Annotated in this window: 11 protein-coding genes and 1 tRNA gene; 5 read left to right on the top strand and 7 right to left on the bottom strand. The window is 67.5% G+C overall.

What is annotated here, in order from left to right:
- Nucleotides 1-4: 4 nt before the first annotated feature.
- Complete coding sequence (locus tag AB4Y91_RS05095; RefSeq protein ID WP_441417415.1) at nt 5-1462, top strand: MFS transporter; 1458 nt, start codon at nt 5-7, stop codon at nt 1460-1462.
- 61 nt (nt 1463-1523) lie between these two features.
- On the opposite strand, the gene AB4Y91_RS05100 is transcribed toward AB4Y91_RS05095, so the two are convergent.
- The 7 genes from AB4Y91_RS05100 to bcp all read right to left on the bottom strand — a co-directional run bounded on the left by AB4Y91_RS05100 (nt 1524) and on the right by bcp (nt 11049).
- Nucleotides 1524-2465, bottom strand: a complete 942-nt coding sequence (locus tag AB4Y91_RS05100; protein WP_441417416.1) for an endonuclease domain-containing protein — start codon at nt 2463-2465, stop codon at nt 1524-1526.
- A gap of 151 nt (nt 2466-2616) precedes the next feature.
- The gene (locus AB4Y91_RS05105; RefSeq protein ID WP_441417417.1) at nt 2617-5862 is read right to left on the bottom strand and encodes an efflux RND transporter permease subunit; all 3246 of its coding nucleotides are present in this window, start codon (nt 5860-5862) and stop codon (nt 2617-2619) included.
- Between the two features lie 82 nt (nt 5863-5944).
- Complete coding sequence (locus tag AB4Y91_RS05110; protein WP_441417418.1) at nt 5945-7447, bottom strand: malate:quinone oxidoreductase; 1503 nt, start codon at nt 7445-7447, stop codon at nt 5945-5947.
- A 79-nt stretch (nt 7448-7526) separates the two neighbouring features.
- Nucleotides 7527-9131 carry an ABC transporter substrate-binding protein gene (locus AB4Y91_RS05115; protein WP_441417861.1) on the bottom strand — a complete coding sequence of 535 codons (1605 nt, stop codon included), beginning with the start codon at nt 9129-9131 and terminating at the stop codon, nt 7527-7529.
- Nucleotides 9132-9396: 265 nt separating this feature from the next.
- Entirely contained in the window at nt 9397-10083 is a 687-nt protein-coding gene (locus AB4Y91_RS05120; RefSeq protein WP_441417419.1) for a fasciclin domain-containing protein, read from the bottom strand.
- A gap of 300 nt (nt 10084-10383) precedes the next feature.
- A tRNA-Leu gene (locus AB4Y91_RS05125) sits at nt 10384-10465 on the bottom strand.
- Nucleotides 10466-10575: 110 nt separating this feature from the next.
- Nucleotides 10576-11049 (bottom strand): thioredoxin-dependent thiol peroxidase, encoded by a 474-nt coding sequence (gene bcp, locus AB4Y91_RS05130; protein WP_441417420.1) that lies wholly within the window; start codon nt 11047-11049, stop codon nt 10576-10578.
- A 95-nt stretch (nt 11050-11144) separates the two neighbouring features.
- Between bcp and AB4Y91_RS05135 the strand changes: the two genes are divergently transcribed.
- The 4 genes from AB4Y91_RS05135 to AB4Y91_RS05150 all read left to right on the top strand — a co-directional run bounded on the left by AB4Y91_RS05135 (nt 11145) and on the right by AB4Y91_RS05150 (nt 15481).
- The gene (locus AB4Y91_RS05135) at nt 11145-11618 is read left to right on the top strand and encodes a MarR family winged helix-turn-helix transcriptional regulator (RefSeq protein WP_441417862.1); all 474 of its coding nucleotides are present in this window, start codon (nt 11145-11147) and stop codon (nt 11616-11618) included.
- Nucleotides 11619-12007: 389 nt separating this feature from the next.
- Nucleotides 12008-12142: a hypothetical protein gene (locus tag AB4Y91_RS05140; protein ID WP_441417421.1), complete on the top strand. Its 135-nt coding sequence runs from the start codon at nt 12008-12010 to the stop codon at nt 12140-12142.
- Between the two features lie 214 nt (nt 12143-12356).
- Nucleotides 12357-12698 (top strand): hypothetical protein, encoded by a 342-nt coding sequence (locus AB4Y91_RS05145; protein ID WP_441417422.1) that lies wholly within the window; start codon nt 12357-12359, stop codon nt 12696-12698.
- A 317-nt stretch (nt 12699-13015) separates the two neighbouring features.
- Nucleotides 13016-15481 (top strand): S8 family serine peptidase, encoded by a 2466-nt coding sequence (locus AB4Y91_RS05150; RefSeq protein WP_441417423.1) that lies wholly within the window; start codon nt 13016-13018, stop codon nt 15479-15481.
- Nucleotides 15482-15511 lie beyond the last annotated feature (30 nt).

Here is a 15511-nt window from a genome sequence, read left to right on the forward strand (position 1 = left end):
CGCCATGCGCCGCGTTGTCGCTTTTTTGTGCCTGGTGGAACTCACCAGCGGGATCCTGCAGGGCTACTACACCCCCATCCTCACCGACATCGCCCGGCACCTGGGGATCCACGACGCCGACGTCAACTGGTTCGAGGCCGCCCAGCTGACGGTCAGTGCCCTGGCCGTGCCGGTGCTCGCGAAACTGGGAGACCTGTACGGACATCGCAGGATCCTGCTCGTCTCCACCGTGCTCACCGCCGCCGCTTCTTGGGGCGTGGCGCTGGCGCCGGATTTCTGGACGTTCCTCGCGGCGTGGTCGCTGCAGGGCTTCTATGTGGTCTGGCTGCCGCTGGAAATCGCCCTCGTCTTCAGCCGGGTGCACGGGCTGCCCGACGGCGCCGCCCGCACCCGCCGCGCGGCCGGGGCCCTTGTCGGCGCGCTGGAATTCGGCGTCATCGCCGGTGCCCTCGCGGCCGGTGCCCTCGTGGAAGCCTTCGCAGGGCAACTGCAGTTGGTGCTGATGCTTCCTGCCCTGGCAGTGACGGCGTGCTGGTTCGCGATCCGCTTCGGGGTGCCGGAATCCACCGAGCGCAGCGGCGGCCGGGTGGATACCCGCGGCTTCGCGTTGCTCGCCGTCGGGCTCCTGCTGATCACGTCCGGACTGACCTTCATGCGGCTGGGCGGCCCCGGGGCCTGGTGGGCCTGGGCGCTGGTCGCGGCCGGCCTGCTGGTCTTCGTTCCGTTCACCCGCGTCGAGCTGGGCCGCGGGGATCCGCTGGTGGACATCCGGATGCTGCGGTCCAAGTCCATGTGGCCGGTGCAGCTGACCGCGGGGCTGTTCGGGGTATCCGTGCTGGGCGCCCAGGCCCCGCTTTCCACCTTCGCCCGGACCGATCCTGCACTACACAGCTACGGGCTGGGGCTGCGCGCCGGCCAGGTCTCGATCATCATCGGCGTGTACGTGCTGGCGTTGCTGGTGGGGGCTTTGCTGTACCCCGTGGTGACGCGCCGGCTGACCCCGCGCTGGACCCTGGTGGGCGCCGCGACCTTGGTGGGGCTGGGCTACCTGCTCTTCCTGCCCTTCCACGGCAGCCTGGCCGAGGCCCTGGTCAACATGGCGGTGGCCGGCGTCGGCTCCGGGGCGCTCGTGGCGGCGCTGCCCTCGGCGGCGGCCGCTGCGGCGCCGCTGAACCGGACGGCGATGGCCACGGGCCTGACCAACACGACCAAGACCATCGGCGGGGCCTTCGCTTCGGCGGTGTTCGGCATTGCCCTGCTCAACCACGTCCTGGCCGACGCTGGTTCTGCCGCCGCCGGGCAGACCGCAGCGCCGCTGGCGGGCTACCTTACGGTGTGGACCATCTGCGGGGTCACCGGACTGGCTGCGGCCGCAGCCCTGATGCTGGTACCCAAGCTGGCATTCTCCGACCCGGACCCCGCCCCCGCACACACCGCCGAATCGGCTTCCGCCCCCAACTAGCTCGCAGCTGTTGTCGTTTTGAGGGCCCAAAACGACAACAACTGCCAGCCGGTTGGGAAGGTCAACGCGGCCTCCAGCCCCGGTCCAGGAGCGCGGCGCGGACCTTCGACACCGCAGAGCGGGCGTTGTTGGCCATGTGGCGTTTGGACAACCGGACCAGCGTCCAGCCGCCCCGGCTGAAGTCTTCCTCGCGGGTGATGTCCCGGATCACCTGCCCGGCCTCGGAGTGCCCGTCGCCTTCGTATTCCACCGCCACCAGAAATTCCGGATACGCCAGATCGGGTTGACGCACGACGCCGTTGAGCAACTCCGTGCGCGGGTTCACCTCGGGTTCGGGCAGACCGGCCCGCGTCAGTGCAAGCCGCAGCCGAGTCTCTGGAGCCGAGTCCGCGCCGACCCGGGCCTGCTCCAAGGCGAGCCGGGCCTTCCGGATTCCGGGAGTGCCCTTGTGCCGGTCCAGCATCTCGGCCAGGTCCGCGATGCTGGCGTGGGGGTCACTGCGGCCCTCCAGGTCAGCCCGCGGCACACGGATCAGATGGTCGGCCACCACGGTGAGTTCGTCCACCCCCATCAACCGGGACACATCGAGCCAGGTACGGACCCGCGTCGTCACGAGGAGGCCGCCGCCGATACTCACGATCTCATCGGGGAAGAACTGACCGACGTGGCCGATTACGCCAGTCCGCCGGGGGATGGCCATGGAGTCAGGCCGCGACAGGTGGATGCCCGGATCATCCGCCCCCGGTAGGAATCCAGGCATCTCCCAGAGCCGGAATGCCGTGGCGTGCGAGGCGGCCGTGAATTCCGTAATCCGGGTGAAGGGCCGTACCAGCGGCTCCAGGTCGGGCGGCGTTTCCGCGGCGCAAGGAATCCGGATGCCACGGCTCGGCGATGCTAGCCCGCGGTGCCGGAGCCGGCGGTAGCTGACCCCGGCGTCGAGCGCCTCCTGGAAGGTGAAGGGCGCACGGGCAACCGGGTCCGGCAGGGGCTGCGGCGTCTTCATGGCCCCATGCTGGCAAATTCCGGCGGCACCCAGGCGGTTATCCACAGACCCGGTTCGCACGAACCCAACTAGCTCGCAGTAGTTGTCGTTTTGAGCGGGCAAAACGACAACTATTGCGAGCTAGTTGGGGAGGGGAGGGGCGGGGCGGAATTTAGTTGCGGAGCGCCGGTGCCTCGTCCGGTTCGTCGGCCTCGTCCGGCTCGTCCGCCTCGTCCTGCTCATCGAGCCGGTCGACGGCGTCCGCGGCGTCCGACGGCGCGGGCTGGGCCCGGCGCCCGTGCGTGGCCTTGCCGCCGTTGGCCTTCTGCAGCGCCTTCCGTTCGCGCCGGCCCTCCACCAAGCGGTACAGCACGGGCACCAGGACCAGCGTCAGGGCGGTGGAGGAAATGAGGCCGCCGATCACCACAATGGCCAGCGGCTGCGAGATGAAGCCCCCGCCGCCGGTCAGTCCCAGAGCCATCGGGGTCAGCGCGAACACGGTGGCCAGCGCGGTCATCAGGATCGGCCGGAGGCGCTGGCGTGCGCCGTGCGTGATCGCGTCCGCCACGATCATGCCGGGCTCGCCGTTGCGCGGCTGGCGGTACTGGTTGATCAGGTCGATCAGCACAATCGCGTTGGTCACCACAATTCCCACCAGCATCAGCATGCCGATCAGCGAAGGCAGCCCCAGCGGGACGCCCGTCACCAGCAGCAGCGCGATGGCGCCGGTGGCTGCGAACGGGATGGAGACCAGCAGGATCAACGGCTGCACGAGGGATTTGAACGCGGCGACCATGATCACGTAAACGATCGCGATGGCCGCCAGCAGTGCCAGCCCCAGTTGGCCGAAGGACTCAGCCTGCTGCGTGGTGGCGCCGCCGATCTCTGCCGTGACGCCCGGCGGCAGCTGGACCGACTTGAGCCGGGCCTGCACCTCGGTGCTTACCGCACCCAGGTTTCCGCCCGACGGCGTGACCGAGACGCGAGCGGTCCGCTGGCCGTTGCTGGCCGTAATCGAGACCGGAACCTCCACCTGTTCCACGGAAGCGATCGAGGACAGCGGGACCGGGCCCCGCGCCGTCGGCAGTGGGAGGTCGCGCACGGCGCCGATGCTGGTGAAACGGGTGCCTTCGCCGATCCGGACCGGGAAGTCGTTTGTGCCGATGCGGACGGTGCCGGCCGGGACCGGACTGATCGTGGCGGCCAGGACGCCAGCGACCTGCTGTTCGTTCAGGCCCGCCGCAACGGCCTTGGCGCGGTCCACCTTGACCTGGACCACGGGCTGGCTAGCGGCCAGGTTGGTGCTGACCTCGGACGAGCCGGGGACCCCGTCCATGGCCTTAACCATGGCGTCGCTGGCGGTCTTGAGGTCGGCGGAACTGGCGGCCTTGAGCGTGATGTCGACAGTCGACGTCGTGCCGAATCCGCCCTGCTGCGAACCCACCATGATCTTGCCGGCGTCGGAGATCTTGGCGAGCTCCTTGCGGACAATGTCCTGCAGCTTGCCCTGGTTGGCCTTCTCCTCGGTCACGACGGTGAAGCTGGAATTCGCCGCCCCGGTGGACTGCAGGGCTGAGAAGCCGGACTGGGCGTTGCCGGTGGTGACCTGGACGTCCTTGATTCCGTCGATGCCGCGCAGGGTCTTCTCGACCTTGACGGCCGCGGCGCTGCCCTCCGCCAGGCTGGTGCCGGCCGGAAGGGCCTGCCGGACGGTCATGCTGTTTTCGCCGGAACGGCCCAGCAGGTCGGTTGCGAGCAGCGGCGACATCGCTGCGGTGCCGCCGAGGACCAAAACGGCCGCCACCAGGGTGATGACGGGGTGCCGCTGGGTCTTGGTCAGGATCGGGAGGTAGCCGCGCTGCAGGAAGCTGCGCTGCTCGGCCTCGTGGGCCTTCGCGGCGGTCTCGCGGGCTGAGGCTTCGGAAACGTACGCGCCGGCCTTGTCCGCCGGGGTCCGCAGGAACCAGTAAGCCAGCACCGGAACGATGGTCAGCGAGACCAGCAGCGAGGAGACCAAAGCAATCGTGACGGTGAGGGCGAAGGGCCGGAACAGCTCACCGGCGAGTCCGGCGACGAACGCGATCGGCAGGAAGACCGCCACCGTGGTGAGGGTGGACGCGGTGATTGCGCCGGCGACCTCGCGGATGGAGGTCAGGATGGCGGTGATTTTCTGCTCGCCGTAACTGAGGTGCCGCTTGATGTTCTCGATCACCACGATCGAGTCGTCCACCACGCGGCCGATCGCGATCGTCAGCGCGCCGAGGGTCAGGATGTTCAGCGAGTAGCCGGTCGCGGAGAGCCCGATGAAGGTGATCAGCAGGGACAGCGGGATGGACACGGCCGTGACCAGCGTGGAGCGCACCGAGAGCAGGAACAGCAAGATGACGGCGACGGCGAAGCCCAGACCCAGCAGGCCCTCCGTGGTGAGGTCCTTGATGGACTTCTCGATGAACGGCGCCTGGTCGAACACCGGGGTGAACTTGGCGTTGGACCCCAGTTCGGCCTCAAGCTGCGGGATGGCGTCCTTGACCGCGTGGGAGATGCCCACCGTGTCGCCCTCGGGCTTCTTGGTGACCGAGACGGCCAGCGTTTCCTTGCCGTTGGTGCGGGTGATCGAGGTGCGGGCGTCCTCGGTGATGCTGACGTCCGCAACGCTGCCGATTGTCGCGGCGTCGCGGGCGCCCCCCAGCGGCAGGGCCTTGATCGCGTCAAGGGAATCCACCGGGCTGCCGATCTGAAGCGAGAGCGTCTTGCCCTGCTCCTCGATGCTGCCGGCCGGAACCAGGCTGCCGTTGTTCTTCAGAGCCTCGGAGATGGACGCGATGGTGGTGCCGGAGGCGGCCATGGCCGCCGGCCGCGGCAGGATCTTGATGTGCTGGGTGGCCCCGCCGGTCACTTCGGCGCCGCGCACGCCGTCGAGCTTCTGCAGCCGCGGCACACTCAGGCGGGCCAGGTCCGCGTTGAGTTCGCTCAACGGTTTGTCCGAGGAGACCGCAAGATAGACGATCGGGAAGTCACTGATGCTGCCGGCGATCGCCTGCGGCTGGACGTCCTTCGGCAGCGCCTGCTTCGCGTTGGAGATGGCGCGGTCGATCTGGTTCCGGGCGCGGTCCAGGTTGGAGCCGTAGGTGAACGCCAGGGTGATCTGCGAAACGCCGTTGCGCGACGTCGACGACGTCGACTCCAGCCCCTCGACGCCGTTGAGCGCCGTCTCCAGCGGCCCGCTGACCTGCTTGTCTACGACTTCCGGAGAGGCCCCGGGCATCGAGGTGATGACCGTGATCTGCGGGAACTCGATGGACGGGATGAGCTCCTGCTTGAGCGAGGTCATCGTGATTACGCCGAAGACCGACGCGAAGACGGTGATCAGCGCGATCAGCGCCCGGTTTCCTAGCGAAAGCTTGGCCAGCCGGAACATCTCATGGTCTCCTGATGGGTCGACGGAGGTACGTCACAGCGTGACGTCACAGGGATTGAACGTGCCGCAACCCGGAAGAGTTTCAGCGGGTGGCGCTGACCGGCTCCAGCTGGAGTGCCGCGGCCGTCTCGGCCTCGAGCTTGGCGGCGAGGTCCGGGTTCTCGTTGAGCTTGATGCCGTAGCCCGGCATCATCTCCTTGAGCTTGGACTGCCAGCCCTTGAAGTTCTTGGGGAAGGACTTCTGGAGCAGCTCGATCATGATCGGCACGGCCGTGGAGGCACCCGGGGAGGCGCCAAGCAGGGCGCCGATGGTGCCGTCGCGGCCGGCGATGACCTCGGTGCCGAACTGCAGCACGCCGCCCTTCTTCGGATCCTTCTTGATGATCTGCACCCGCTGGCCGGCGGTGATGAGCTCCCAGTCGCCGTCCTTGGCCTCCGGGTAGTACTCCCGCAGGGCCTCGACCTTCGCTCCGTGCCGCTTGGCGACTTCCTTAACCAGGTATGCGGTGAGATCCATGTTGTCCTTGGCCACGGCCAGCATCGGAATGATGTTGGAGGGCCGGATGGACAGCGGCAGGTCCAGGTAGGAGCCGTTCTTCAGGAAGTTCGTGGAGAAACCGGCGTACGGGCCGAACAGCAGTGAGCGCTTGCCGTTGACGAACCGGGTGTCCAAGTGCGGGACGGACATGGGCGGGGCGCCGACGGAGGCCTGGCCGTAAACCTTGGCGCTGTGCTGGCCGGCGAGGGTCTCGTCCGTGCAGCGGAAGAACTGGCCCGAGACCGGGAAGCCGCCGAAGCCCTTGCTTTCCGGGATGCCGGAGGCCTGCAACAGGTGCAGCGCACCGCCGCCGGCGCCGACAAAGACGAACTTCGCGTGGATCGAGCCGTGCTCGCCGGAGCGCGGGTGCTTGAGTGCAAGGTCCCAGCCGCCGTCGGAGGCACGCTTGATGCCGGTGACGTCGTGGCCGTAGTTGGTTTCCACACCGTTGTTGGCGAGGTAGCCGGTCAGTTCGCGGGTCAGGGCGCCGAAATCGACGTCGGTGCCTTCGGCGGCGCGGGTGGCGGCGATGTGCTGCTTCGGATCGCGGCCCTTGACGATCAACGGTGCCCACTTGGCGATCTGGGCGTGGTCCTCGGAGTACTCCATCGAGCGGAACAGGGGGTTCGGCTTGAGCGCCTCGTAGCGGGTGCGCAGGAACTTGACGTTGGCGTCGCCGACCACGAAGCTCATGTGCGGCACGGTATTGATGAAGCCCTTGGGGGAACCGATCAGGTTGTTGGTGACCAGGTGGGACCAGAACTGGCGGGAAAGCTGGAACTGCTCGTTGATGTGCAGGGCCTTCGCCGGGTCCACCGAGCCGTCTTTGGCTGCGGGGGAGTAGTTAAGCTCACACAGGGCGGCGTGGCCGGTGCCGGCGTTGTTCCACGGATCGGAGCTTTCAAGCCCCGGCTGGTCCAGGCGCTCGAAGAGCGAAATGGTCCAGTTCGGCTCAAGCTGCTTCAGGAAGGCGCCCAGCGTGGCGCTCATGATGCCGCCGCCAATCAGGACGACGTCGGCATGTTGGGTCTTGGAAATGAAAGTCACAATCAGTCTCCGATAGCAGCGGCTCTGGCTGTCACAGAATATCCCCGCACGGCCCACTAACTGAAATTGGGCCGTCCCGTCAAGGCTTTAGTTCGACGTTCGTGAAAACTTCGTTCAGGACCGGCGACGCTGGGTACTTCAGCACCCGGTCTGACAGAGCCAGTGCCGAGATTGGGAACGCAATCGGCACGGCGGGCACGGTCGCGGCAATCTGCGCATTGATGGTCTGGTACTGCTCTGTCCGGTCCTTGCCGTCCGGCAGGCCCCGGGCGCGGGAGATTTTCGAGAACACCTGGGGGTCCTGGTAGCCGAACTCACCGGTATTTTCACCAAAAAGCGGGCCCACGAAGTTATCGGGATCCGCGTAGGACCCGTTCCAGCCGAGCAGATGCAGTGCGTGGTCGCCGGGGGAGGTCACCTTCTGGAGGTAGCCGTCGGACCATTCGACCGGAACGGGTTTGATGTTGAGCCCGACGGCGGTGAGCTGGCGGCTGATCTCCGCGTAGACCTTTTCCGGGGTCGGCAGGTAGGGCCGGGTGACGTTGAGCGGGTAGTAGAACTTCAGTTCCTCACCCTTGTAGCCGGACTCGGCGAGGAGCTCCTTGGCCTTGTTCTGGTCGTAGCCCAGGGAGGGTGCGTTGTTGTTGAAGCCGCTCAGCTTCGGCGGGACGAATTGCGAGGCCGCGGCGGTGTTGTCAATGAAGAACTTCCGGATCAAGGTGTCCTTGTCCAGGGCCATCTCGATCGCCTGGCGGACCTTGAGCTTCCGCAGCACCGGGACTTCCTGGTTCATGCCCAGGTACATGACGGAGAAGGGATCGCGCTGGATGATCTGTTTGCCGCGTTTGACCAGCTGGTCGAAGTTGCCCACGGTCACGGAATCGTAGGCATCGATTTTCCCGTCAAGCAGGGCCTGAAGCCGGGCCTGCGGGTGGTCGTAGGTGACGAAGTTGATGGTCCCGATCTGGCCCTTGTCGCCCCAGTAGTGCTTGTTGCTGTTCAGGGTGACGGTGTTGTTGTCCCAGGAGTCGAAGACGTAGGGGCCGGTGCCCACAGGGTGCAGGGCGTAGGCCGACACCGGCTGGCCTTCGCGCTTCTGGTTCAGCACGTCGGCCGACTGTGCGGCCAGGGCGTGCGGCGAGGAGATCGCGAAGGCGGGCAGGGTGAGCGCCTGGAGGAACCCGGTGAAGGGCTGGGTGAGATCGATCCGGACGCTGTTTGCCCCCAGCAAGGTGCAGCCCTTGTAGATGGACAGCGACGCCTGGTCCGCGTGCGCCATAAACACACCCTTGAAGGTGCTGCCGGGTGCCTGCTTGCGGAGGGCGGCGGGGAAGTTGAACCAGCGCTTGAAATTGGTGCACACGGCCGCCGCATTAAAGGCCGTGCCGTCCTGGAACTTCACGTTCTCGCGGAGCTTGAAGGTGTAGGCGCGGCCGTCGTCGCTGGTCGTCCATTCGGTAGCCAGCAGGGGTGTTGGCTTGCCGCTGGTCTGGTCGACGCCGATCAGGCCCTCGAGGATCTGGCGGGTGATGCGGTAGGAGTCGACGTCGGACACCAGGGCCGGATCCAGGCCGAGCGGGCGCGAGGCGGTGCCAAAGGTGAAAGTGGCGGTGGGCCCGGCGTCGGACGCGCTGGCGGAGGTGGGCGAGGGTGCGGGGCCCGGCGCTCCGGTGCACGAGGCCAGCGGCAGCAGGAGCAGGACGGCGCCGAAGCCGGCCGCGATGCGGCGCAACGCCCTGCGGGGGCCGGTACTGATGGGCGCGGTGCTGCTGGGCACTGAAGGAATCACCTCTGGGAACTTGTTGGCCGCCGGCTGCGGAACAGCCCCAGTCTAGTTGACCCGCCCGGAGGGAACAGGCGAAGGCCCGCACCGTCCGGCGCGGGCCTTCGTTTCTCCAGGTGGATCCAGGGAGTCAGGCTGGATCCGGGTCAGGAGGTCTTGGTGATGCCTACTTGGGCATCAGGACCGAGTCGACCATGTAGACCGTGGCGTTGGCGGTCTTGACGCCACCGCAGACCACGTTGGCGCCGTCGACCTTGAGAGCGTCCTTGCTGCCGGTGACGGTCACGGAACCGCCCTGGACGGTCTTGTGGGTGCCCACGATTTCAGACGGGCTGATCTTGCCGGGAACTACGTGGTAGGTGAGGATCTTGCTCAGCAGGGCATCGTCCGTCTTGAGCTTGTTGATGGTGGCGGCGTCGATCTTCTTGAACGCGTCATCCGTCGGAGCGAAGACAGTGAATTCGCTGCCGTTCAGGGTGTCCACCAGGTTGACCTTGGGGTTGAGCTTGCCCGAGACGGCGGCCGTCAGGGTGGTCAGAATCGGGTTGTTGGAGGCGGCTACGGCCACCGGGTCCAGCGCCATGCCGGCGACGGAACCCTTACCGTCGGGAACCTGCGAGGCGTAGGCGGCGCAACCGGAGCCGACGAGGTCCGCTGCCGGGTCCATCGCTGCGGCGGAGGAGCTCATGGACGGTGACGGGGCCATGCTGGAAGACATGGCGGACTCCGACGGCGTGGAAGCGGGAGCCGAGGAGCTGGATCCCGTGCTGGAACCGCCGCAGGCAGTGAGGCTGAGCATGGCTGCAGCAGCGATACCTGCAACGGCGAAAGTCGTGCGCTTGATGGTCTGCATTTCGATTCTCCTTTGTTGTGCCGATTTCATTGCCTGCAGCGACGTTTTTGCCGCTGTGGCCTTTCTCCGACTGTCGGGCACCGACCCTTGGTTGGTGTCTCAATGGGTATTCGCGGGCTGGGCGGAAAGAGATGGGTGGGAATCGAAATTCTTTTTCGGAACCGGTTCAGGGCGGCGGGGCGGGCGGGCGGCTTCGCCGGGATTCCGGGCTTTTTGGCGGGTGCGGGAGGGGCGGTCCCCGGTTTAGTTCCAGAGAGTTAAACAGCAAAACCCCGGTCCGAAGACCGGGGTTTTGCATTGTGCGCAAGGGGGGACTTGAACCCCCACGCCCGAAGGCACAGGAACCTAAATCCTGCGTGTCTGCCAATTTCACCACTCGCGCGCGGCGCCGTCGTTCGCGGGCCCGAAAGACCCTCGACGGCGGATGCCAGGCACCAGTCTACAGTTCTGCCCCGCAGCCCGGCGCCGGGGCCGAACTGCGGGGCAGGGCAGCTAGGCGTCCAGCTTCAGGTCGCGGAGCAGCTTGGCGACGTGGCCGGTAGCGCGCACGTTGTACTGCGCCAGGGTGACTTTGCCGTCCGGACCGACCACCACGGTGGAACGGATCAGGCCCTCATAGGTGCGGCCGTAGTTTTTCTTCTCACCCCATGCCGCGTACGCCTCGGCCACCGCGTGGTCCGGATCGGAGAGCAGCGGGAAGCTGAGTCCTTCGGCCGCCGCGAAGCCCGCGAGCTTCGCGACCGGATCGGGGGAGATGCCGACGACGTCATAGCCCGCACCCTGCAGGGCCGCCAGTGAGTCTCGGAAGTCGCAGGCCTGCTTGGTGCAGCCCGGCGTGGCAGCCGCCGGATAGAAGTAGACCACCGTGTTCCGGCCGCGGAAGTCCTGCAGGCCGACCTCGCGTCCGGCCGAGTCCAACAGCTGGAAGTCCGGCGCGTCGTCTCCGGGAACGAGTCGTTCAGGCATGTTTATCTCCTTGACAATTTTAGGGAATTCCAGCCTAGTGAGCCCGGGCGCGGCCCACGAATCGCACAATCGCTATACTCTTTGGTATGCCTGATATGGATCGCTGGCCCACGGGCCGCCTATTGTCCACGGCAGCACGCCTTGTAGAACACTCCTGGAACGAGAAGCTGGGGGCCATTGGCCTGACCCATGCCGGGGTCATTGCGATGGAAGTGCTCTCCGCTCAAGGACCCATGACCCAAGCGCAATTGGCGCAATTGGTCCGCGTCCAAGCCCAGACCATGGGCAAAACCCTGAGCCGGCTTGAAGCCCACGGTCACATCTCCAGGGAGCGCAGCGCCTCGGACCGCCGCAGCCACGTCGTCACCCTGACGGACCGCGGCCGCGAAGCCGTCGTTGCGGCCGCGGACATGGAGCGCTCGGTGCTCGCCGCCGCTTCGATCGATCCCGACTCCCTGCGGCACGAGCTGCAGTCCGTGGTCCGGGAACTGGCCAACCGCATGTCCACGACGGAAGCGAAGGCGATCGTCACAGCGGTGGAGCCTACTGTGTCCGCCGAAGCCAACTAGGCCGCGGTCGCCCACTGGCGCCGACAAGTTAGGGCACTGCCGGCGCTTGCTCCGGACCCCGATAGCCCGGCGCGGGAAACAAGTAGCTACTACTGGGTTCAAGCCAGCCCTGCTGGGCGAGCATGAGGTCATGACAAGGTACGTCCTCGAAGCCAGGTCCCTGGAACATCACTGCCAGTGCTGCGGCGAATACGCCACAACTGTTTTCTGTGAGGGCTGCGACCCTCACGAAGAGGCGCCGGCGAAATCCTAGCCGCTGTTCGCCGGCAGCCGGTCCCGTCGCAACGTGAGTCCCGCGTTTGACGCGGGGCTGCATAGGGCTGTTCCCTGATCCAGCCCACCCCGTGTCCTGACCCCTCCCCGGGTGGAGGCTCGCATAAGGTTTTCCTATGGAAACGGTGCCACCGCCTGAGCTGGAAGGGCAGACCTCGATCAACGAGCTGCTCGACGAGCCGCTGGGCACTGAACCGATCCAGCTCGCGTTGCCCATCCATTTCCAGCTGGCGGCAGCCGGTCGGCGCTAGGCCCGGGCCAGCGCCGTAAGGGCGCGAGCTGTCCGGAAATCCCGAGGCGCCGATCCGTGGAACGTAGGATGTCTAGGATGCGAACGCGTAAGAGTGCCTCTTGGGCTGTCACGGCCCTGGCCGTCCTTGCCTTGGTTGCCTCCACTACCCTCGCTATCGCCGCCCCGGCCGACGCCGAACCCTGCGGTCCGGTCGTGTTGATCCCCCTGGGCCGATGCGAGCCCTCGGCCACCCCCACCCCGACGCCGTCGAGCACCGTCAAGCCCCCGGCTACGGCTCCGGCAGCACCGTCGGCACCGCCGGCCGCTCCGGCCGCTCCGGCCGCTCCGGCACCATCGTCCGCCGCACCCTCCAGCCCGGCACCGGCCCCCTCCGCGAAAACCGCCGTCCGGGCGGCGCCCTCCAAGGCCCCGGTCCAGGGATCGGGCGCGGCCTCGGTCCCGGCCGGGGCCACTGCTACGCCCTCTGCGGCGGAGGGAACGCCATCGTCGCCGCAATCCGCCGTTTCGGAGGCCCCCGCGGTCGTTGCGCAGGTTTCACAGGGCCGCGGTCCTGAACTACGCGCGGGGGCGTTCCTGCTGGCGGCCGGAGGCCTGCTCCTGTCAGCCTGGGCAGTTTTGGGGCTCAGGCGCCGCGGGGACCGGGCTCCCTAAGAAGGCCCCGGACAGCGTCGCGCGCCCCGCTCACAGGTTAGGACGTTGCTGTCTGCACCGGCAGGAAACGCGCAGGAAAGACCAAGGGCTCCCGCAATTTGCGGCGAGACCCGATGCTTCTGGGTTAAAGTTCTTTCGGAGACCCGGGGCTGGTTGAGCGCGTACGTTTCCCGCTCTCGCCCGTCCGCCGGCCGACGCCGGCCATGCCCTGAGGACCCGCATGACCACAAGGCGTCTTTCCACGGCCGTCGCATCACTGGGCGCGGGCGCTGTCCTGCTCGGCACCCTCTTCGCCTTCCCGGCCGCAGCGGCTACGGATCCAGCCATCGATTCACGCCCGGTCGCCTCCCCCTTGACTGCCTCGGCGCCCCCCGCGGGGGCCAGCGGCCGCTTCGTCGTGAAGTTCAAGACCGGAACCGCCGGTACGGCCAACGCCCGGGCCAAGGCTTACGGCCAGGCGGCCAGGAGCTCGGGCGTCTCCGTCAAGGAGCTGCACGCCACGGCGCGCGGGGCGGCCGTCGTCCAGGCCGACGGCGCGCTGACCCCTCGGGGGAGCGACAAAGTCCTCGCCTCCCTGCGCGTCCAGTCCAACGTCGAATACGCCGAGCCAGACACCTTCGTCCGCCCGGCATCAACCCCGAACGATCCGCTGTACCCGCAGCAATGGGACCTGTCCGAAGACACTGCAGGGATGCGCGTGCCCGCGGCCTGGGACACCACTTCCGGCCTGGGCGCCGTTGTGGCCGTCATCGATACCGGCATCACGCCCCACAGCGACCTGACGAGCGTCCTCCCGGGCTACGACTTCATCTCCGACAGCACTAAGTCGAACGACGGGGACGGCCGCGACGGCGATGCCAGCGACGCAGGGGACTCCTGCAACGGCTCATCGTCGTCCTGGCACGGAACCCACGTCGCCGGGACGATCGGCGCGGCGGCCAACAACGGCATCGGCATCGCCGGCGTCGCCTACTCCGCCAAGATCCTCCCGGTCCGGGCCCTCGGCACTTGTGGCGGCTACCTTAGCGACATCGCCGACGCCGTCGTCTGGGCCGCCGGGGGAACCGTTACGGGAGTCCCGGCCAACGCGAACCCCGCCAGGGTCATCAACATGTCCCTGGGCGGATCCGGCCAGTGCGGCAGCTACTTCCAGTCCGCACTCGACTACGCCGCCGCGCAGGGCGTCACCGTCGTCGCCGCCGCCGGCAACGAGAATTCACCCGCCTCCGGCTCCACCCCGGCCAACTGCAACAACATCATCACCGTCGGCGCGACCGGACGTGAAGGCAACAAGGCCTACTACTCCAACTACGGTCCCGAGGTCGACGTCAGCGCCCCCGGCGGCGACAGCTCCACCGGCCGGGCCAACACCATCCTCTCGACCTGGAACAATGGCACCACCGTGCAGGGCTCCGAAACGTACGGCTACATGCAGGGCACGTCGATGGCCGCCCCACACGTTGCCGGCGTCGCGGCCCTCATGCTGTCCGCGGACCCGGCCCTCACCCCGGCCCAGGTCGAGACAATCCTCAAGGAGACGGCCAGGCCGCTGCCGGGCACCTGCAGCACAGGAGGCTGCGGCAACGGTCTAGTGGACGCGGCCGCCGCCGTCGGCTCCGTACTGCCAAGTGCCGTCCCCTACATCACGGCCGGCGTGCCGCGGATCGACGGGGACGCCGTCGTCGGACACGCGCTTACGGTTTCGGCGGGAACGTGGTCGCCCGAAGGAGCCTCACTGAGCTACCAGTGGAGGCGCGACGGCGTCGCGATCCCCGGCGCCACGGCCGTGACCTACCCGGCCGCGACCACGGACGCAGGCGCCCTGTTGAGCGTCACGGTGACCGGCTCCGCCGACGGCTACAACCCGAGTGCGGCCACCACCAGTCCCGTCGCAGTGGTCCCGCAGCCCTCCCTCTCGGGGACGGCCAGGGTCGGCTCGACGCTGGCGGCCGGCCCCCAGGACTGGCCGGCCGACGTGGCACGCCAGTACCAATGGGTCCGGTCCGGCGTAGCGGTCAGCGGGGCTACCGGGACCCATTACACCCTCGGAGCCGGCGACCTTGGCCAGACCCTGAAGGTCCGGGTGACGGCATCGTGGCCCGACCAGAGATCGGCTACCCTTGACTCGCCTTCGTCGGCTGCCGTGGCGCGCGGTACCCTTACCGGCCCGACACCAATGATCAGCGGCACCCGCAAGGTGGGCTACACGCTCACAGCGGTACCGGGCACCTGGACTGCCGGCACGTTCCTGAAGTACCAGTGGTACCGCTCCGGTCTTCCCATCAGCCGGGCCACCGGGCCCAAGTACACCCTCGGGGGCGCCGATCAGGGGAAAATCATGCGGCTGCGGGTCGGCGGGATCAAGGCGGGGTACACCACCATCGTGAAGGATTCCGCCACGACCAGTGCCATCGCGGCGGGAACACTTGTTTCCACGCGGCCATGGATCTCCGGTTCCGCCCGCTACGGGTACACGCTGACCGCCAACACCGGCACTTGGACCGCCGGCACTGCTTTCCGCTACCAGTGGTACCGGTCCGGCGCGGCAATCTCCGGTGCCACCGGCCGCTACTACCGGATCATCTGGGCCGACCGCTACGACGTCATGAGTGTGCGCGTTGTGGGCTCGAAGGCCGGCTACACCAGCCTGGCCCGGTACTCGGGGTACAGCGCCCGCGTCCCGTAAACCCCCGCGTGCCGCAAGAACCCGCGGCAG

This window comes from Arthrobacter sp. YAF16, assembly GCF_052113385.1.
In the GTDB taxonomy this organism is placed as follows: domain Bacteria; phylum Actinomycetota; class Actinomycetes; order Actinomycetales; family Micrococcaceae; genus Arthrobacter.

Coding starts and splice junctions, on each gene's coding strand:
- AB4Y91_RS05095 (WP_441417415.1), top strand. CDS start 5: ATGCGCCGCGTTGTCGCTTTTTTGTGCCTGGTGGAACTCACCAGCGGG.
- AB4Y91_RS05100 (WP_441417416.1), bottom strand. CDS start 2,465: ATGAAGACGCCGCAGCCCCTGCCGGACCCGGTTGCCCGTGCGCCCTTC.
- AB4Y91_RS05105 (WP_441417417.1), bottom strand. CDS start 5,862: ATGTTCCGGCTGGCCAAGCTTTCGCTAGGAAACCGGGCGCTGATCGCG.
- AB4Y91_RS05120 (WP_441417419.1), bottom strand. CDS start 10,083: ATGCAGACCATCAAGCGCACGACTTTCGCCGTTGCAGGTATCGCTGCT.
- bcp (WP_441417420.1), bottom strand. CDS start 11,049: ATGCCTGAACGACTCGTTCCCGGAGACGACGCGCCGGACTTCCAGCTG.
- AB4Y91_RS05135 (WP_441417862.1), top strand. CDS start 11,145: ATGGATCGCTGGCCCACGGGCCGCCTATTGTCCACGGCAGCACGCCTT.
- AB4Y91_RS05140 (WP_441417421.1), top strand. CDS start 12,008: ATGGAAACGGTGCCACCGCCTGAGCTGGAAGGGCAGACCTCGATCAAC.
- AB4Y91_RS05145 (WP_441417422.1), top strand. CDS start 12,357: ATGCGAGCCCTCGGCCACCCCCACCCCGACGCCGTCGAGCACCGTCAA.
- AB4Y91_RS05150 (WP_441417423.1), top strand. CDS start 13,016: ATGACCACAAGGCGTCTTTCCACGGCCGTCGCATCACTGGGCGCGGGC.